Here is a 16,903-nt window from a genome sequence, read left to right as displayed (position 1 = left end):
CGGACAGGACCACGATGCGCATCGCACTGCTGACGTACTCCACCAAACCCCGCGGCGGGGTCGTGCACACTCTCGCGCTCGCCGAGGCGCTCGTCGCCCGCGGCCACGAGGTCGAGGTGTGGACGCTCGGGCGCGGCGACGACACGGCGTTCTTCCGCCCGGTCGATCCGCGCGTGAGCGTGCGGGTCGTGCCGTGCCCTCCGATCGAGGGAGAGGGGGTGGGTGAGCGCATCGAGCGCTCCATCGAGCTGATGGCTGTCGCGCTGGACGGCCGAAGCGACATCGTGCACGCGCAGGACTGCATCACGGCCAACGCGGCGCTGCGCCGCGGCATCCCCGTGGTGAGGACTATTCACCATCTCGATGCCTTCACCACCCCGCAACTGGTCGCCTGCCATGATCGCGCCGTCATCGAGCCGTTCGCCCGCCTGTGCGTCTCGCACGCGGTGTCGCGCGAGGTCGAGCACGAATACGGTGTGCGTCCCGAGGTGATCGCGAACGGGGTGGACGCCGAACGTTTCGCCGCCGCGTCGGGTGCGACGGGTGAGGCTGCCCGGGCGCAATGGCGGGCCGCTCTCGGCGAGTACGTGCTGGCACTCGGGGGGATCGAGCCGCGCAAGGGCTCGATCGACCTGCTCGAGGCGTTCGCCCGGATCCGCGACGAGCATCCCCGTCTGCGTCTCGTGTTCGGCGGCGGGGAGACGCTCTTCGACTACCGCGACTACCGCGAGCGCTTCGAGGAGCGTGCCACGGAACTCGGGATCGCCCCCACCATCCTGGGCACGGTCGGCGATGACACCCTGCCGGCTCTCGTCGCCGGAGCCCGCGCTCTCGCGTTCGTCTCGACGAAGGAGGGTTTCGGTCTCGCCGCCATGGAGGCGCTCGCCGCTTCGACGCCGGTCGTCGCGCGCGACCTGCCGGTGATCCGGGAGGTGTTCGGCGACACCGTGCTCTACGCGAAGACGCCGACCGACATCGCCCTCCAGCTGAACGCTGTGCTCCGCGGCACCGCCGCGATCGATACCGGCGCGGGACTCGCTCTCGCCCGTGCTCACACCTGGGAACGGGCGGCCCGGGCGCACGAAATGTTCTACGCGCGCGTGCCGCAGCGGATCGCACGATGATCGAGCGCTCCTTCTCATCGATCCTCGCCGATCGCGCGCGGGTCCGCCCCGACGAGCCTATCGTGGCGGACTCCGCGGGGGTCATGACCGCGTCCGAGCTGGATGCCGCTGCTTCGGCGTTCGCGCACGAGCTCGTCGCACGTGGCGTGAGGCACGACGACACCGTCGCCGTGTCGCTACCGAATGGACGGGACGCCGTGATCGCCTGCTTCGGCATCTGGCGGGCGGGTGCGACTCCGCAGCCGCTGTCGACCGATCTCACCCTCTCCGAGCGAGGAGAGCTCGAGGCCGTCGCGCGACCCGCGGCCGCGGTCGGTGCGCGACCCGCCTCGAGCGACGTCCCGTGGCTGCCGGGGGTGCGGGTCGCGCCTCGACTCGGGGAGCTGCCCGACGTCGCGGCATCGTGCTGGAAGGCTCCGGCGAGCTCGGGGTCGACGGGTCGACCCAAGATCGTGCGGGCAGCGGCTGCCGCGACCCTCGACCCGACGCGGCCGGTCGCCGTGTTTTTGCCGCGCGTGGCCACGCAGATCGTCGCGGGTCCTCTCTGGCACTCGGCGGTCTTCACCTACGCCTTCCGGGGGCTCCTCACCGGCCACCGGCTCGTGATCCTCGACCGGTTCGAGCCGCGGGCGTGGGTCGACGCCGTCGAGGCGCACGGCGCGACCTGGGGGCTGCTCGTCCCGGCGATGATGACACGCCTGGTGCGTCTTCCCCCCGACCTTCGACGTCCTGAGCGCGTCGCGAGCGTCGAGAGCGTGCTGCACATGGGTGCGCCGTGCGCTCCCGCCCTGAAACGAGCTGCCATCGATTGGCTGGGGGCCGAGCGCGTCGACGAGGTGTACGCCGGGAGCGAGTCGAACGGCCTGACCCGCATCACGGGAACGGAGTGGCTCGAACGCCCGGGCAGCGTCGGGCGGCCGATCGGCGGCACCGAGATCCGGGTCCGCGACGACCGAGGGCGCGACCTGCCGAGGGGCGAGCGCGGTCTGGTGTGGATGCGCCGTGGCGACACGGCCGCGTACTCCTATGTCGGCGCGGTTTCGCGCCGCGACGACGAGGGGTGGGACACGCTCGGCGACGTCGGACACGTGGATGCCGAGGGCTATCTCTTCCTGCACGACCGCGCCGACGACCTCATCAATCGCGGCGGCGACAAGATCGCCCCGGCCGCGGTCGAGGCGGTGCTCGAGGCGCATCCCGCCGTCGAGGAGGCCGTCGCATTCGGTGTGGCAGACGACGGTTTGGGCCACGTGGTGCACGCCGCCGTGCGGCTCACCGATTCCGCGGCATCCGCGTCGGTGAGGGAGCACGCTCGCGCGCGCCTCGGTGGGCGCGCCCCCGTCGCCCTGCACGTCGTGACACAGCCGCTGCGAAACGAAGCCGGGAAGGTGAGGCGCTCGGCGCTCGCGGAGCGGTTCGGCGGCTGAGCGTCGGCATCGCTCGGCGCGGAGGGTTACGCGGGCGTCCGGATCGCCGCGAAGCGATTGCGACGCCGCAGCGCGAAGCCCAGCTTCTCGTACGCCGCGATGGCGTTGACGTTCGCCGCGGCGGCGTGCAGCAGAGCCCGGTCGCCGCGCTGCTGGATGTGGAAGGCCACGTCGAGCACGAGTCGTGAGGCGAGGCCCTGCCGACGGTGATCGGCGTCGACCGCGACCGCGCTGATCTCGGTCCAGCCGGTGGGGTGCAGGCGCTCACCGGCCATCGCCACCAGTCGTCCTTCCCGACGGATGCCGATGTACCGCCCCAGCTCGTAGGTGCGGGGCCGGAATGGGCCGGGCTGATTGCGCTCGACGATCGCGATCATCTCGGCCGCGTCGTCGGCACCGAGCTCGATCGCCTCGTCATCGGGGCGGGTCTGCAGGGCCGGCGTCTCGACGAGCTGCACGCCCTCACCCCCGCCGAGGTACTCCCAGCCCTCGGGGATGGGGCCCTCGTAGCCCGACAGGCCCACGTCGGCGCCGGGTCCGACCAGCTCGCGCAGGGCATCCCACACTCCGGGCTCATCCCACGAACGCACGGCGACGAACGGCGCGACGTCTTCGGGATACCGGCGCACGAGGTCGCCGCCGATCGCGAACGAGGCGTGGGGTCCTGCGAGCGAGTACCAGGCGGCGTTGTCGAGCACGGTGGCATCGGCGTGGGGGATGTCGAGGGTCGAGGGCGTGGTCACCGTGACACTCTGCGCCGACTCCGCCCGGGGTGCAACTCGGCTGTCGTCGGGCGCAATGCGGGGCCGACCGCGGCCCGTGTTACCGGGCGTTTCCGGTGCAACCCTGCGCCGCGCGGCATCCGGAAATACTGGGGAGATGACCGCCGCGCAGACGACCTGGACCATCGAGAACGTCGACTGGAACGACGCCTCGGCGGTCGCGCTGCGTGAGGCGATGGATGCCGAGATCTCACCCCGATACGCGGAGATCTTCGCCGCCTTCGACGAGGCGACGGCCGACCGGCTGGCCCGGGACTTCGCCGTCGACCCCGCCACGATCGTGGAGGTCGTGCTCGTGCGCGACGTCGACGGCGAGGCGGTCGGCCATGCCGCGCTGCGCGCCCTCGGCGCGGAACTCGAGGTCAAGCGCGTGTACGTCTCCCCTGGCGCGCGGGGGCGCGGGGCGAGCCGAGCGCTCATGGCGGAACTCGAGCGCCTCGCCGCGGCACGGGGCGCATCACGGCTCATCCTGCAGACGGGCGACCGCCAACCCGAGGCCATCGCGCTGTACGAGCGAATCGGCTACGCGCCCATCGAGGTCTTCGAGCCGTACATCCGGTTCGCCGGCTCGCGCTGCTTCGCCAAGGACCTCCGCCTGTGAGCGCGGAGCGGATCGACGTCGCCGTGGTCGGCGCCGGCGCGATGGGCGCGGCCACGGCGTGGCACCTGGCCCGGGCCGGTCGCGAGGTCAGCGTGTTCGAGCAGTTCGAACCCGGTCACGTCCGCGGCGCCTCGCACGGAGCCTCGCGCAACTTCAACGTCGCCTACGTCGAGCCCGAGTACCTCGCGTGGCTCCGCGACGCCGAGGTGCTGTGGCGCGAGCTCGAGACCGAGGCGGGCCGCCCCCTGCTGACGACTACCGGCATCGTCACGCACGGTCCCGGCGTCGACCCCGTGGCGACGGCCGCCGCGATCTCGGCGGGCGGCCTCGCGGCCGAGGTGCTCGACGCGTCGGAGGCGTCGCGTCGGTGGCCCGGTCTGCGTTTCGCCGGACCTGTGCTGCACACTCCCGGGGCGGGTCGGCTGAACGCCGACAAGTCGGTCGCCGCGTTCCTCGCGGGAGCCGCGCGCGCCGGAGCGCGCACCCAGTGGAACACCGCCGTCACCGACATCGAGGTGCACGCCGGCGACGACGTGCGCTTCACCGTGACGGATGCCGAGGGCCCTCGGCGCGTGCACGCGCGGCGCCTCGTGTGCACCGCCGGCGCGTGGACGGCGAAGACCCTCGCGGGCGTTCCGGGCGTCTCGCTCCCCGCCCTGCGCGTGACGCAGGAGCAGCCGGCGCACTTCCGTCCTCTCGATGAGACGGCGCACTGGCCGGGCTTCAACCACCACCCGTCGGCGGACGATCCCGCGACGGCGTGGTTCGCGGCGCCCGTCTACGGAATGCTCACGCCCGGTCAGGGTGTGAAGGCCGGGTGGCACGCGGCGGGCCCCGAGACCGACCCCGACAACCGCAGCTTCGTGCCCGACCGGGACCTCACCGCGGCGCTCGCCCGGTACGCCGCGGAGTGGCTTCCGGGGGTGAATGCCGCGGACTTCACCGAGATCACGTGCACCTACACCTCGACGGTCGACGCCCGCTTCGTGCTCGAGCGCAGGGGTCCGATCGTCGTCGGAGCGGGCTTCTCCGGCCACGGGTTCAAGTTCACGCCCGTCGTCGGCCGCACGCTCGCCGCCCTCGCGGGCTGACATCCGACCTGCCGCCGGAGCGGGGTCGGGCGAACGCATCGGAGGTGGATCCTTGGGCGCCTGACATCCGATTCCGTTGCCGGTCGAAAACCCCGCCCGTCAGAGGTCGTACCCGAACGCGCGCAGGTCGAGCCAGCGACCGGGTTCGACCTCGATCGGGTCCTCCCGCTCTGTCAGGCGGCGGAAGCCCAACTTGAGGTAGAGCGCGTGCGCGCCGAGCATCTCCGGACCGCTGTTCATCACCACGCGGGTCGCGCCGCGCTCGCGGGCGAGGCCGAGGACGTGTCGCGTGAGCAGCTCGCCGACGCCGCTGCCGCGCGCCGACGGTGCCACGGCGAGCTGGCGGAAGTCGAGCTCGCCCTCGCGGGCCAGGGGCGAGAGTCGCTCGCCGGGCCGCGGCGTCCACACCGTGCCGACGATCTCGTCGCCCTCGAGGGCGACCCACACCTCGCCGTGCTCCACGCGGCCGGCGACGTCGGCGAGCGAGGCGAGGTACGCCTCCGACAGCCCGTCGTAGCTGGCGCGATAGGCCTCGGCGGTGATCCGCCCGGCCTCCGCGTATTCCTGCGGGGCGACGAGGCGGACGGTGAGGGTCGTGGTCATGGCATCCATTCTTCTCCGGTGAACGCACGGCACGGCCCGGTCGAAGAAGACCGGGCCGTGCGCGGGCAGTCAGGACTTCGGGAGTCCCGGCGGGTTGATCTGCGAGGTCGAGATGCCCTCGGAGTCGAGGTTCCAGGCCTTCAGCACCTCGGCGTACTTCCCGTTCGCGATGAGGTCGTTCAGCACGATCTGCACCGGCTCGACGAGGCCGTTGCCCTTCTTGGTGCCCGCGGCGATGTCGGCCTGCAGCGGGTAGCCGCCCGGGACCACACCGACGACCTTGGTCTCACCGGTGTCGCGCGCCGCCCACGCGGCGGTCGCGTTCGGTCCGAAGGTGGCGTCGACGCGGCCCGAGAGCAGGGCGAGGGTCGCCGCGGCGTTGTCGTCGTAGTACTGCAGGTCGGCGGGGGCCTTGCCGGCGGCGGAGAGCTCCTGGTTCCAGCTGAGCAGCACCTTCTCTTGGTTGGTGCCCGAGCCGACGACGATCTTCAGCCCCGAGATGTCGTCGGCGGTCTCGATCTTCGCGATCGAGCTGTCGGCGCGCACGGCGAAGCCCAGCAGGTCCTGCCGGTAGCTCGCGAAGTCGTAGAGCTCTTTGCGCTCCTCGGTCACCGTGACGTTGGCGGTGATGAGGTCGTACTTCCCCGATTGGATGCCGAGGGGCCAGTCCGCCCACGCCACCACGACCGGGTTGTACTCCAGGCCGAGACCTTCGGCGATGAGCGAACCGATGTTGGGTTCGGTGCCCGACGGCAGCGTCTCACCCTCGGGCACATAGCTCAGGGGAGGGGTGAACGCGCCCACCGCGACGGTGAGCTTGCCCGGCTCGATGGGGGTGAAGCCACTCGCCTTCAGGGCCGCGACGGCGTCGGGCACGGCGTCGGTGTGCACCCATTCCGCGGGGGCATTCGTGGCGGATGCCGAGGGCTCGGGCGCCGCGACCGCCTCGGTCGGTCGGTTGAGGCCGATGGTGACGCCGACGCCGACGACGGCGACGAGGGCTGCGGCGATCACGCCGAGGGCGATCCCCTGCTTCTTGCTGAGTGCCATGCTGTGTCTCCTTGTGAGGGTGTGGATGCCGCGGCGTCGGTGTCGCGCGGCGGGGTCGGGTGGTGAGGTGGGGCGAGGTGGCTGAGCCTGTCGAAGTCACCGGGTGTGCGATGGGTTCGGGTGGCGAGGTGGCTGAGCCCGTCGAAGCCACCGGGACGGCGATGGGTTCCGGTCCCTTCGACGGGCTCAGGGACCTGGCGGGCGGCTCAGGGACGTGGGTGGCGAGGTGGCTGAGCCTGTCGAAGCCACCGGGACGCGGCGGACGCGTCAGCCGAGCACTCTCGCGACGAACTCGCGGGTGCGCGCGTGCTGCGGTCGGGTGAGCACCTCGTCGGGCGTCCCCTGCTCGACGATGCGTCCCTCGTCGAGGAAGACCACGCGGTCGGCGACCTCGCGGGCGAAGCCGATCTCGTGCGTGACGATCACGAGCGTGGTGCCGAGCTTCGCCAGGTCGCGGATGACGTCGAGCACCTCGCCCACGAGCTCGGGGTCGAGGGCGCTCGTCGGCTCGTCGAACAGCAGCACCTTGGGCTGCAGCGCGAGGGCGCGGGCGATCGCGACGCGCTGCTGCTGGCCGCCCGACAGCTGCCGGGGGTAGGCGTCGGCCTTCTCGGCCAGGCCCACCCGGTCGAGCAGACCGAGGGCGAGCTCGCGCGCTTCGCTCTTGCTCAGACGCTTGAGCGCGAGCGGCGCCTCGGTGATGTTCTCGAGGGCGGTGAGGTGCGGGAAGAGGTGGAAGTTCTGGAACACGATCCCCACCTGCGTCCGTCGCCGCAGGATCTCGCGCTCGCGTCGTTCGTGCAGCTTCCCATGGCGCAGCTCGTAGCCGATGAACTCCCCGTCGACGGTGACCGAGCCGGCATCCACAGTCTCGAGGTGGTTGATGGTGCGCAGCAGCGTCGACTTGCCCGAGCCGCTCGGGCCCAGCAGGGCGACGACCTCGCCGGGCTCGACGGTGAGGTCGATGCCCTTCAGCACTTCGACCCCGTGGAAGCTCTTGCGCACGTCATGCACCTCGACGAGTCCGCGGGTGGCGGTGACCGCGCTCATGCCCGGGCCCCCTTCGGGGCGGCGGGTGTCTCGGCATCCGTCCCTCCCGGCGGAGTCGGGGAGTCGCCGAGCCGCGCCCACTGCGTGCTCACCCAAGAACGGGCGCGCTGCGCCGGCGTCGGAGGCAATGCCCGGGCCGATCCGCGGGCGTAGTACCGCTCGATGTAGTACTGCGCGACGCTCAGGATCGTCGTGATGAGGGTGTACCAGACCACCGCGACCAGGAGCAGCGGGATCACGCGGCTGTTGCGGTTGTAGATGACCTGCACGGCGTAGAAGAGTTCCGGGATCGCGATGACGAACACCACCGACGCACCCTTCACGAGCCCGATGACCTCGTTGGTGGCGTTGGGGACGATCGAGCGCATCGCCTGCGGCAGGATGATGCGGAACAGGCGACGGGATGCCGGGATGCCGAGCGCCGCAGCCGCTTCGTGCTGACCGGGGTCGACCGAGACGAGCCCGCCGCGGATGATCTCGGCCGAGTACGCCGCCTGGTGCAGCCCGAGTCCGAGGATCGCGGCAGCGAAGGCGCTGACCAACTGGACCGTGGGGAACTCCACGATCCAGAAATCGGTGGTGAAGGGGGTGCCCAGCCCCAGCGTCGGGTAGAGGTAACCCAGGTTGTACCAGACGATGATCTGCACGACGAGGGGCACCGAGCGGAAGAACCAGATGTAGCCCCACGCCACCGAGCTCAGCAGCGGCGACGCCGACAACCGGCCGAGGGCCAGCAGTGTGCCGAGCGAGAAGCCGACGACGGCCGAGATCGCGGTGAGCGAGAGCGTGTAGCCGATGCCGATCAGCACCGGCTCCGAGAAGAAGTACTGCGCGAACGTGCCCCACATGTAGCGGTCGTTCGTCACGAGGCTCCAGGCGAACTGGGCGACGACGAACAGCAGCAGGGCGCTGAGGATCCAGCGCCACCAGTGACGGGTGGGCACGACGGCGATGGTGCCGAGATCGACCTTGGTGGTCGACCCGGGCGCCGTCGCGGGCGCTGTCGAGCGGTCGGCGGGGGCCGGCGCGGTGGTGGTCATGACGTGCTCCTCGGGCTTTCCGAAACGGCACGGGGTGCCGGTGGGTGACCGAAACGCTATGACGGGGTCGAGCGCCCGGCGAGGCGCCGATTCACACGTCGAAACGCCCCGCCACGCGCCGAAACGCACCGCCACGCGGGGTAACGCGCTGGACGCGCGGGCGGCTGAGGCGGTACGGGACCCCGGTGACTGCGCGAGGTCCCTGAGCCTGTCGAAGGGACCGGTACCGACGGGAGACCGGTGGCTTCGACAGGCTCAGCCCCCTCCGAACCCAGGTCCCTGAGCCTGTCGAAGGGACCGGAACCCGCGCGGACCGGTGGTGGCTTCGACAGGCTCAGCCCCCTCCGAACCCAGGTCCCTGAGCCTGTCGAAGGGACCGCGACCCGCGTGGACCGGTGGCTTCGACAGGCTCAGCCACCTGCCGACCGGAACCCGCGCGGACCGGTGGTGGCTTCGACAGGCTCAGCTCCCTCCGAACCCAGGTCCCTGAGCCTGTCGAAGGGACCGCGACCCGCGTGGACCGGTGGCTTCGACAGGCTCAGCCACCTGCCGACCGGAACCCTCGCGGACCGGCGGCTTCGACAGGCTCAGTCACCTGCCGACCGGAACCCGCGTGGACCGGTGGCTTCGACGGGCTCAGCCACCTCCCCACCCTCAGGCGTCGCGCAGGATCCGCGCCGTCACCCGCGTCCCGAAGAACAGAGCCTCCACCGGCACGCATTCGTCGGCCGTGTGGAACTGCCCGAACACGTCGAAGTCGGCGGGCACCCGCAGCGGCACGAACCCGTAGCCCCGGATGCCGAGACGACTGAGGTGCTTGTTGTCGGTGCTGGCGGGCAGCAGGTACGGCACGACGGTGCCGTCGGGGTCTTCGGCGGTCACGGCGTGCTGCAGCACGTCCATCAGCCGCCCCTCGGCCGGCGCCTCGATCGCCGGGATGTACCGCGACCACGCGATCTCGATGTCGTCGCCGACGACGGCCGCGAGCTCGTCGCGCAGCGCGTCCGCCTGCCCGGGCACCACGCGCACGTCGAGCGTCGCGCTCGCCGAGGCGGGGATGACGTTGATCTTGCCGCCGGCCGTGAGCACGGTCGGCGAGACCGTGTTGCGGGCTCCCGCATCGATAACGGATGCCGAGAACCCCAGGCGAGACAGATCGTCACCGTCCAGGGGCTCGCCGCTGGCGCGTCCGTAGACCTCGAGGAAGCGCTCGAGCGTCGCGGTCCGCACGACGGGGAAGCGATGTGCGCCGACCGCGGCCACGGCCCGTGCGAGGCGGACGACCGCGTTGTCGGCGGTGGGGCGGGAGCCGTGCGCCGCCGCTCCGCGGGCGGTGAGCGTGGCGACGGTCACGCCCTTCTCCGCGGTCGCGACGAGGTACGCACGACGGTCGTCGGGCAGGGGGATCGAGAAGCCTCCGACCTCGCTGATCGCCTCGGTCGCCCCGGCGAACAGCTCGGGGCGGTTCTCGACGAGCCACCGCGCGCCCCAGACGCCGCCGGCCTCCTCGTCGGCGAAGAAGGCGAAGATCAGGTCGCGCCGCGGAACGACCCCGTCGCGGCGGAACGCCCTGGCGATGGCCAGCAGCATGCCGGCGAAGTCCTTCATGTCGACGGCCCCGCGGCCGTAGAGCAGGCCGTCGTGGATCTCGGCGCCGAAGGGCGGGTGCGTCCAGTCGTCGGCGTCGACCGGTACGACGTCGAGGTGCGCGTGGGCGACGAGGGCGCCGGCATCCGGATCCGCACCGGCCAACCGGGCGACCACGCTCGCGCGCCCCGGGCGGGGCTCGACCAGGACCGTCTCGTACCCGACCTCGTCGAGGCGCTGCTTCACGTAGAGCGCCGCGCGGGTCTCTCCGTCTCCGATGGTGGCGGCATCGCCGGTGTTGACGCTGTCGATGCGGATCAGCGCACGGATGAACTCCAGCGCCTCGATCTCGAGGGGACCCGGCGCGGACGGAGAGACGTCTGTCATGGGTCAGTGCTCGTGCGGGCGGGCGTCCTCGCCGAGCTTGAAGGCGAGGCGACCGTGGGCGTAGCCGCCTCCGGCGCGGATGGCGGTGGCGACCCACGCGGCTTCGGCGAGCTCGGCTTCGGTGGCTCCGGCCTTGACGGCGTTCTGCGAGTGCCCGTCGATGCAGTACACGCACTGGGTGGTGATGCCGACGGCCAGGGCGATCAGCTCGCGGTACTTCAGCGGGATCGCGCGCCCTTCGGGGGCGAACACGGCCTGATCGAACGCGGCGAACGCGGCCAGAATGTCGGGGGTCTCGGTCTTGTACACCTTCGTGTACGTCTTGTCGGCGGTGCGGTCGAAGTACTCGGACATGCTCGCTACCGTAACCACGCGCACCGCGTGCGAGTGGGAGAGCGGTCACGCGGGGTCACAGACCCGGGCCCCGCTCAGTGCATGATCATGCCGCCCGTGACGTTGATCGCCTGCCCGGTGAGGTATCCGCCGGCAGGGGAGGCGAGGAAGTGGGTGACCCCCGCGACGTCTTCCGGCACGCCGAGGCGGCCGAGCGGCGACTTCGCGCTCCACGCCCGCACATCGTCGTCGGAGCGGGTGTCGGCGCCCATCTCGGTGAGCACGTAGCCGGGGCAGACGGCGTTGACGCGCACGCCGTGGCATCCCCATTCCTGCGCGCCGGCGCGGGTGAGGGCGACGACCGCGGCCTTCGAGGCGGCGTAGTGCCCCTCTCCTCCGCCGCCCTGCTTGGCGGCCATGCTGGCGATGTTCACGATCGTGCCACCGCGCGCCTCGAGCATGAGCGGGGCGACGGCCTGCATGGTCACGAGGGTCGCGCGGGCATTGATGTCGAGCACGAGATCCCAGTCGTCGACGGTGATGTCGAGCAGCGACACGTGCTGGAACACCCCCGCGCAGTTCACGAGCACGTCCACCCCGCCGAGCGTCGTGATCGCCTCTCCGACCGCGCGGCGCGTGTCGAGGGGGTCGCGCAGGTCGACGGAGAAGTAGGCGGATGCCGCGCCGTCGGCCGGGGCGCGACGATCGAGCACCGCGACCCGGGCTCCATCGGCCGCGAACCGGGCGACGATGGCGGCGCCGATGCCTCCGGAGCCTCCCGTGACGATGACGCGCTGCGACATGACGCTCCTCCCGTGGGCGTCGGGTCGCCCTGGCGGTCACCGTACGCCCGGCGGCGAACGCGGCGGCGACGGCGCTGTTTCGCGGGCGTAACGCGCCTCAAGCGAGGAGAGCCCATACCGCCGCGGCATCCACCTCGAGCCGCGCGTCGGTGCCGCGGGTGCGCCACGCGTCGCGGTCGAAGACGTAGGCGCGCTCGACCTCCAAGACGTACAGGCGTTTGCGCGGAATCGCGACGATCGCCGCGACCTCGTCGTCGAGCGCGGCGGCGGTCACGGCGTCGCGGGCCAGGCGTGTTGCCAGCACCTCGCGCACGGCCGCCGGGTCGGCATCCGCCTGCCTCGCCCGGAACGACAGCTGCACCCCGTCGGCGTCGGCGAGCCCCGCGGAGGAGTCGTACACGACCCCGGATGCCGCGCCCGAGGCCGCGATCGCCCGCGCATGCCGCGACGCGAGGTCGGACTCGACGTACAGTCCGCCCGGCAGCAGTCGGTACTGGGCGGCGGCGGTCCAGGGCCCGACGGCATCCGCCGTGCCGATCACGACGAACCGCTGCGCGGCCAGGATCGCGGCGGCACGCTCTTCGGGGGAGGTCATGCGCTCATGCTGGAGGCGCGGGGCGACATCGATGTTTCGGCGGGGTGAAGCTTCGTCGCGAGGGCCGCTCCGGCGGCATCCGGCGTCTTACGCTCGGGGCAGCGCCGCCTGCGGCGCCCGTGAGCCCCGACCCGCAGGAGACCCGTGAGCGTCCACCCCGCCATCACCGACATCGCCGTGCGCGCCCACCTCGAACGCCTGGCGGCTCAGGCGGGAACGATCCCGTCGGGGGCGACGGATGCCGACGGCGATGACGCGACGCGGATCGCCGAGCTGCGCGCGAACCCGTCGTGGGTGCGTTCACCTGACGACGCGACGCTCGAGTCGATCGATCTCGACGCCGACGGTCTCGCCCTGCGCCTCTACAGCCCGCGTGCCGGCCACCGCGGAACGCTCGTCTTCGCCCACGGCGGCGGATGGGTCGCCGGCGACCTCGACAACAACGACGCCTTGTGCCGGGCTCTCGCTCTCGCGACCGGAACCCAGGTGCTCAGCGTCGACTACCGCCTCGCGCCCGAGCATTCCTTCCCGGCCGGTCTCGACGACCTCGACCGCGCGCTACGCTTCGCCGCCACGGGTGCCGACGGACTCATCGACCCCGCCCGACTCGGCGTCGCCGGACACAGCGCGGGCGGCAACCTCGCCGCGGCGCTCGCCCTGCGGTCGCGCGATGGCCGGGCTCCCGGCATCCGCGTGCAGGTGCTGCTGTGCCCCGTGCTCGACGCCCCGAACCCCGAGCGCTCGAGCTACCGCGCGCACACCGAGAATCTGCCCCTCACCGCCCGCGGAATGCAGTGGTACTGGGGGCTGTACGTTCCGGATGCCACGCGCCGGGTACCCGTCGACGCCGCGCCCCTGCGGGCCGCGGTGCTCGGCGGTTCGGCGCCGGCCGTGATCGTGGCGGCCGCGGTCGACCCGCTGTCGGACGAGGCGGAGGAGTACGCCGGCCGCCTCGCGTCCTCGGGTGTGCCGGTCGAGTTCGTGCGGCGCGAGGGGGTGCCGCACCTGTTCCTGGTGTTCCCCTCGACGCCCGCGCGCGACGAGGTGCTCGCGCAGGTCGCGCCCGCCGTGCGCGAGGCGTTCGCCTGACTCGAAAGACGCGCACCGCGCCCCGCAAACAACCCGCCCCACGCCCGGAACACCGCGGAAACACGCCATTGTTACCGTCATCAACATGTCGCTCCTGGTCACCAACGCACGTCTCATCACGGTCCCCGCAGGCACCGACGACCCCGGCTACATCGAGCGCGGCTACATGCTCGTCGAGGACGGACGCATCACCGCGATCGGCGCCGGAGACCCCGCGCCGGGCACGACGGCCGACGAGATCCTCGACGTCGACGGCAAGTTCGTCGCCCCGGGCTTCGTCTCGTCGCACAGCCACCTCTTCACGAGCGGCTCACGCGGACTCGGCGTCGACCAGACGCTCTATGGCTGGTGCACGTCGATGTTCAGCGTGCTCAACAACGCCTCGCCCGACCAGATCTACTGGGCCACGTTGCACGGCTCGCTCGACTTCCTCGCCAACGGCGTGACCACGGCGTACAACTTCACCGACCCGCTCCTGCCCTGGGAGCCGATGGTCGAGGGCAAGCGCGCCGACGGTGGCGGGCAGCTCCGCGATCACGCCTGGCACACCCGGCAGGCCGACGGATGCCACGACGCGGGGCTCCGCTTCGTCGACTCGATCGCTCTCGATGCCACCGTCGGCACCGACGAAGAGATCTTCGCGCGCTTCGAAGCCTCCCTCGATCACGTGCTCGCGATGGATCCCGACATCGCCCTCGGCGCCTCGATCATGGGCCAGGTGCAGTGGTCGACGCGTCCCGACGCCGCCGAGATCGAGGTCGCCGTCATGGACCGCTTCGGCGTGACCAACCAGGCGCACTTCCTCGAGACCTACGAGGCGATCGAGCACCAGCAGACGAAGTTCCGGCTGTACAAGAACGCCGGAGCCCTCCGGCCGGGCATGATGTTCGGCCACTTCATCCAGACGACGCCCGAGATCATCGCGGATGCCGCCGCCGGTGGCGCATCAATGTCGTGGCAGCCCGCGTCGAACGGGCGTCTGGCGTCGGGCATCGCCCACGTGCCCGAGATGCTCGAGCAGGGCATGAAGGTCGGCATGGGCCTCGACGACCAGGCCTGCACCGACGTCGCCGACCCGTGGCAGAACATGCGCATGGGCATGTTCATGCAGCGCGCCCGCACCCACGACCCGCTGTCGATGATGCCCGAGCGCGTGCTGCGCCTGCACACCCTCGGCGGGGCCGAGATCATGGGCGTCGACGATCGCGTCGGCAGCCTCGAGGTGGGCAAGTTCGCCGACTTCGTGGTCGTCGACCCGCGCACGCCCGACATCGGACCGCTGTGGAACCCCGTGCGCAGCTACGTGCTCGCCTGCGGCCTGCGCAACCTGCAGCAGGTCTACGTCGGCGGAAAGCTCGTCAACGACCGGGGCGTCTCGACCAACCCGCTCGCGGTCGAGGCCTCGCGCGTGCTGCACGAGGAGCTGCCCGCCCTCGCCGACGAGTTCGGCGTCATCCTCTGACCCCGCGCCCTTCCTGTCGAGCGTCCACGACCCGCCGCGTCTCGCGCGCCGGGGCGGCGTGTCGTGGACACTCGACCTGCCCTGGCTCCCACCCCCGTTGAGCGTCCAAAACACCCGGACGGGATGCCGCGGTCGTCCAGGTTTCTTGGACACTCAGGGGCTCGCGGGCGGCCGCAGGTACGCCGCTCGGCGCCCGCGGCGGATCGGCCCGGGGAGTCAGACCGCCGACCACCCGCCGTCGCTCGGCAGGAGAGCGCCGTTGACGTTGGCGGAGTCGTCGCTGAGGAGCCAGGTGAGGGCCGCGGCGAGCTGCTCGGGCTGGGCCACGGGAGGGATCACGACCTGCAGGATCGGTCCGATCCGGCCCGCCGCATACTCGCTCCGCATCGGGGCCTCGATGTTCGTGGCCACGGCGCCCGGGGCGACGGCGTTCGCGCGGATGCCCTGCGGTCCGTGGAAGAACGCGACACTCTTCGTGAATCCGGCGATCCCGTGCTTCGACGAGGTGTACGCGGCTCCCGCGGCCGATCCGCGCAGTGCGGCCTCGGAGGCGACGTTGACGATCGATCCCGCACCCGCGGCGATCATCACCGGCAGGACGGCGCGGGTCAGGCGCATCGGGGCGGTGAGGTTGACGGTGAGCACCCGGTCCCAGGTGGCGTCGTCGACCTCGCTCGGCGGAAGGAAGGCGTCCATGATGCCGGCGACGTTGGCGAGCCCGTTGATCCGATCCCCGGCGGCCTGCATGATGCGCTCGATCGTCTCGGCCTGCGACACGTCTCCGACGACCGTCTCGACCGTGAAGTCCGCCAGCTCTGCGCGCACCTCGTCGAGGCGTTCGGCGGCGACGTCGGTGGCGATCACCCGTCCGCCCTCGCGCGCGATCCGCGCGGCCGTGGCGCGCCCGATGCCGGATCCTGCACCCGTGACGATGATGGTCTTGCCGGCGAATCGGTCGATGCTCGTGTCGGTCATGATTCCTCCCTCGCGCGCGGCGCCCGCCGCGTCGGTACAGTTTTAGCACTCAGTGCCGAAAGGTGTCTATGAACCCCGCGAACGAACGTCCCACGGGCCGCCCCCGCACGATCGATCCCGATCGGGTCTCCCTCATCGCCCTGCGGCTCTTCGACGAACGCGGATTCGATGACGTGTCGATGGACGACGTGGCGGCGGCGGCCGAGGTGAGCCGTCGATCACTGTTCCGGCTGTTCCCCAGCAAGGCAGCGCTGGTCTGGGGCGGTCTCGACGAGTCGGCCGATCGATTCCGGGCGTCTCTCGCGGGGAGCGCGCCGGACGACGATCTGTGGGACGTGATCCGCACCGCCTATGCCGCCGCCGTGGACCTTCCGGCAGAGATGCTCGAGGTCACCCGCCACCGGTTGCACGTCATCCAGGCGAACCCGGCGCTCGCGGTCGTCGGCGCGTCGACGATCGGAGCGATGACCGACGCTGCAGTGCGCTTCGCCTCCGAGCGCGATGCCTCCCCGCGCGACGCCCTGCAGACGGCCGTTCGTGCTCACGCACTGGCCGGGGCCTCGAGCGCGGCCCTCTTCTGGTGGGCGCTGCACGGAGGCGACGAATCCCCGGTGGCCGTCGTGCGACGCGCGTTCGCTCTCGTCTCGTTCGACGAGACGAGACCGAGCGATTCTGCAGGACCGGCATAGGCCCTGGCCCGCCGAATCGAGGGTCCAAATCACGCCGCGTCCCGCGCACCGGGGCGGCGTGTTCTGGACGCTCAACCGGCTTTGCCCGCACCCCCGCTGAGTGTCCGAAACACCCGGACCGGATGCCGCTGTCGTCCGGGTTTCGTGGACGCTCAGGGGCCTGCGAGCTCGCGCGACCCGCGCCCGCCCTCGCGCGCGACGCCGCGCCGTGACAG

The 16,903-nt window shown here is 71.6% G+C and carries 17 protein-coding genes; 7 read left to right on the top strand and 10 right to left on the bottom strand.

Going from position 1 to position 16,903, the window contains the following annotated elements; all coding sequences use genetic code 11:
• Nucleotides 1–14: 14 nt before the first annotated feature.
• Nucleotides 15–1,124 (top strand): MSMEG_0565 family glycosyltransferase, encoded by a 1,110-nt coding sequence (locus ABXS86_RS09385; RefSeq protein ID WP_353664252.1) that lies wholly within the window; start codon nucleotides 15–17, stop codon nucleotides 1,122–1,124.
• Nucleotides 1,121–2,551 (top strand): AMP-binding protein, encoded by a 1,431-nt coding sequence (locus tag ABXS86_RS09380; protein ID WP_353664251.1) that lies wholly within the window; start codon nucleotides 1,121–1,123, stop codon nucleotides 2,549–2,551. The genes ABXS86_RS09385 and ABXS86_RS09380 overlap by 4 nt, the downstream gene beginning before the upstream one ends.
• Nucleotides 2,552–2,577: 26 nt before the next feature.
• On the opposite strand, the gene ABXS86_RS09375 is transcribed toward ABXS86_RS09380, so the two are convergent.
• Nucleotides 2,578–3,294 carry a GNAT family N-acetyltransferase gene (locus tag ABXS86_RS09375; protein ID WP_353664250.1) on the bottom strand — a complete coding sequence of 239 codons (717 nt, stop codon included), beginning with the start codon at nucleotides 3,292–3,294 and terminating at the stop codon, nucleotides 2,578–2,580.
• Nucleotides 3,295–3,430: 136 nt separating this feature from the next.
• Between ABXS86_RS09375 and ABXS86_RS09370 the strand changes: the two genes are divergently transcribed.
• Both ABXS86_RS09370 and ABXS86_RS09365 read left to right on the top strand, forming a co-directional pair.
• Nucleotides 3,431–3,934: a GNAT family N-acetyltransferase gene (locus tag ABXS86_RS09370; RefSeq protein WP_353664249.1), complete on the top strand. Its 504-nt coding sequence runs from the start codon at nucleotides 3,431–3,433 to the stop codon at nucleotides 3,932–3,934.
• Nucleotides 3,931–5,025, top strand: a complete 1,095-nt coding sequence (locus ABXS86_RS09365; protein WP_353664248.1) for an FAD-dependent oxidoreductase — start codon at nucleotides 3,931–3,933, stop codon at nucleotides 5,023–5,025. Before ABXS86_RS09370 ends, ABXS86_RS09365 begins: the two co-directional genes overlap by 4 nt.
• Nucleotides 5,026–5,124: 99 nt before the next feature.
• On the opposite strand, the gene ABXS86_RS09360 is transcribed toward ABXS86_RS09365, so the two are convergent.
• The 8 genes from ABXS86_RS09360 to ABXS86_RS09325 all read right to left on the bottom strand — a co-directional run bounded on the left by ABXS86_RS09360 (nucleotide 5,125) and on the right by ABXS86_RS09325 (nucleotide 12,473).
• Nucleotides 5,125–5,628 carry a GNAT family N-acetyltransferase gene (locus ABXS86_RS09360; protein ID WP_353664247.1) on the bottom strand — a complete coding sequence of 168 codons (504 nt, stop codon included), beginning with the start codon at nucleotides 5,626–5,628 and terminating at the stop codon, nucleotides 5,125–5,127.
• Nucleotides 5,629–5,697: 69 nt separating this feature from the next.
• On the bottom strand, nucleotides 5,698–6,678 hold the full coding sequence (locus tag ABXS86_RS09355; protein ID WP_353664246.1) for an ABC transporter substrate-binding protein: 981 nt from the start codon (nucleotides 6,676–6,678) through the stop codon (nucleotides 5,698–5,700).
• A gap of 267 nt (nucleotides 6,679–6,945) precedes the next feature.
• Entirely contained in the window at nucleotides 6,946–7,728 is a 783-nt protein-coding gene (locus ABXS86_RS09350) for an amino acid ABC transporter ATP-binding protein (RefSeq protein WP_353664245.1), read from the bottom strand.
• A complete protein-coding gene (locus tag ABXS86_RS09345; protein ID WP_353664244.1) occupies nucleotides 7,725–8,768 on the bottom strand; it encodes an amino acid ABC transporter permease in 1,044 nt (347 codons plus the stop codon). Before ABXS86_RS09345 ends, ABXS86_RS09350 begins: the two co-directional genes overlap by 4 nt.
• A gap of 654 nt (nucleotides 8,769–9,422) precedes the next feature.
• On the bottom strand, nucleotides 9,423–10,742 hold the full coding sequence (locus ABXS86_RS09340; protein ID WP_353664243.1) for a M20/M25/M40 family metallo-hydrolase: 1,320 nt from the start codon (nucleotides 10,740–10,742) through the stop codon (nucleotides 9,423–9,425).
• Nucleotides 10,743–10,745: 3 nt separating this feature from the next.
• Nucleotides 10,746–11,096, bottom strand: coding sequence for a carboxymuconolactone decarboxylase family protein (locus ABXS86_RS09335; RefSeq protein WP_144830428.1), 351 nt, complete (start codon nucleotides 11,094–11,096; stop codon nucleotides 10,746–10,748).
• Nucleotides 11,097–11,170: 74 nt separating this feature from the next.
• Nucleotides 11,171–11,878, bottom strand: coding sequence for an SDR family NAD(P)-dependent oxidoreductase (locus tag ABXS86_RS09330; RefSeq protein ID WP_353664242.1), 708 nt, complete (start codon nucleotides 11,876–11,878; stop codon nucleotides 11,171–11,173).
• 97 nt (nucleotides 11,879–11,975) lie between these two features.
• Nucleotides 11,976–12,473 carry a pyridoxamine 5'-phosphate oxidase family protein gene (locus tag ABXS86_RS09325; RefSeq protein WP_353664241.1) on the bottom strand — a complete coding sequence of 166 codons (498 nt, stop codon included), beginning with the start codon at nucleotides 12,471–12,473 and terminating at the stop codon, nucleotides 11,976–11,978.
• Between the two features lie 144 nt (nucleotides 12,474–12,617).
• Here ABXS86_RS09325 and ABXS86_RS09320 point away from each other — a divergent pair, with 144 nt between their 5' ends.
• Both ABXS86_RS09320 and ABXS86_RS09315 read left to right on the top strand, forming a co-directional pair.
• A complete protein-coding gene (locus tag ABXS86_RS09320) occupies nucleotides 12,618–13,562 on the top strand; it encodes an alpha/beta hydrolase (RefSeq protein ID WP_307208194.1) in 945 nt (314 codons plus the stop codon).
• 85 nt (nucleotides 13,563–13,647) lie between these two features.
• Nucleotides 13,648–15,024, top strand: coding sequence for an amidohydrolase family protein (locus ABXS86_RS09315; RefSeq protein WP_353664240.1), 1,377 nt, complete (start codon nucleotides 13,648–13,650; stop codon nucleotides 15,022–15,024).
• A gap of 216 nt (nucleotides 15,025–15,240) precedes the next feature.
• On the opposite strand, the gene ABXS86_RS09310 is transcribed toward ABXS86_RS09315, so the two are convergent.
• Nucleotides 15,241–15,999 (bottom strand): SDR family NAD(P)-dependent oxidoreductase, encoded by a 759-nt coding sequence (locus tag ABXS86_RS09310; protein WP_353664239.1) that lies wholly within the window; start codon nucleotides 15,997–15,999, stop codon nucleotides 15,241–15,243.
• Between the two features lie 68 nt (nucleotides 16,000–16,067).
• Between ABXS86_RS09310 and ABXS86_RS09305 the strand changes: the two genes are divergently transcribed.
• Nucleotides 16,068–16,688, top strand: a complete 621-nt coding sequence (locus ABXS86_RS09305) for a TetR family transcriptional regulator (RefSeq protein WP_353664238.1) — start codon at nucleotides 16,068–16,070, stop codon at nucleotides 16,686–16,688.
• Nucleotides 16,689–16,903 lie beyond the last annotated feature (215 nt).

It is taken from the genome of Microbacterium sp. che218, from assembly GCF_040436305.1.
GTDB classification, from domain to species: Bacteria; Actinomycetota; Actinomycetes; order Actinomycetales; family Microbacteriaceae; genus Microbacterium; species Microbacterium algihabitans.
The sequence above is the reverse complement of the archived record's forward strand: the minus strand, read 5'-3'. Positions and strand labels throughout refer to the sequence as shown.

Coding starts and splice junctions, on each gene's coding strand:
- ABXS86_RS09345 (WP_353664244.1), bottom strand. CDS start 8,768: ATGACCACCACCGCGCCGGCCCCCGCCGACCGCTCGACAGCGCCCGCG.
- ABXS86_RS09355 (WP_353664246.1), bottom strand. CDS start 6,678: ATGGCACTCAGCAAGAAGCAGGGGATCGCCCTCGGCGTGATCGCCGCA.
- ABXS86_RS09380 (WP_353664251.1), top strand. CDS start 1,121: ATGATCGAGCGCTCCTTCTCATCGATCCTCGCCGATCGCGCGCGGGTC.
- ABXS86_RS09315 (WP_353664240.1), top strand. CDS start 13,648: ATGTCGCTCCTGGTCACCAACGCACGTCTCATCACGGTCCCCGCAGGC.
- ABXS86_RS09310 (WP_353664239.1), bottom strand. CDS start 15,999: ATGACCGACACGAGCATCGACCGATTCGCCGGCAAGACCATCATCGTC.
- ABXS86_RS09330 (WP_353664242.1), bottom strand. CDS start 11,878: ATGTCGCAGCGCGTCATCGTCACGGGAGGCTCCGGAGGCATCGGCGCC.
- ABXS86_RS09370 (WP_353664249.1), top strand. CDS start 3,431: ATGACCGCCGCGCAGACGACCTGGACCATCGAGAACGTCGACTGGAAC.
- ABXS86_RS09350 (WP_353664245.1), bottom strand. CDS start 7,728: ATGAGCGCGGTCACCGCCACCCGCGGACTCGTCGAGGTGCATGACGTG.
- ABXS86_RS09335 (WP_144830428.1), bottom strand. CDS start 11,096: ATGTCCGAGTACTTCGACCGCACCGCCGACAAGACGTACACGAAGGTG.
- ABXS86_RS09305 (WP_353664238.1), top strand. CDS start 16,068: ATGAACCCCGCGAACGAACGTCCCACGGGCCGCCCCCGCACGATCGAT.
- ABXS86_RS09340 (WP_353664243.1), bottom strand. CDS start 10,742: ATGACAGACGTCTCTCCGTCCGCGCCGGGTCCCCTCGAGATCGAGGCG.
- ABXS86_RS09385 (WP_353664252.1), top strand. CDS start 15: ATGCGCATCGCACTGCTGACGTACTCCACCAAACCCCGCGGCGGGGTC.
- ABXS86_RS09360 (WP_353664247.1), bottom strand. CDS start 5,628: ATGACCACGACCCTCACCGTCCGCCTCGTCGCCCCGCAGGAATACGCG.
- ABXS86_RS09325 (WP_353664241.1), bottom strand. CDS start 12,473: ATGACCTCCCCCGAAGAGCGTGCCGCCGCGATCCTGGCCGCGCAGCGG.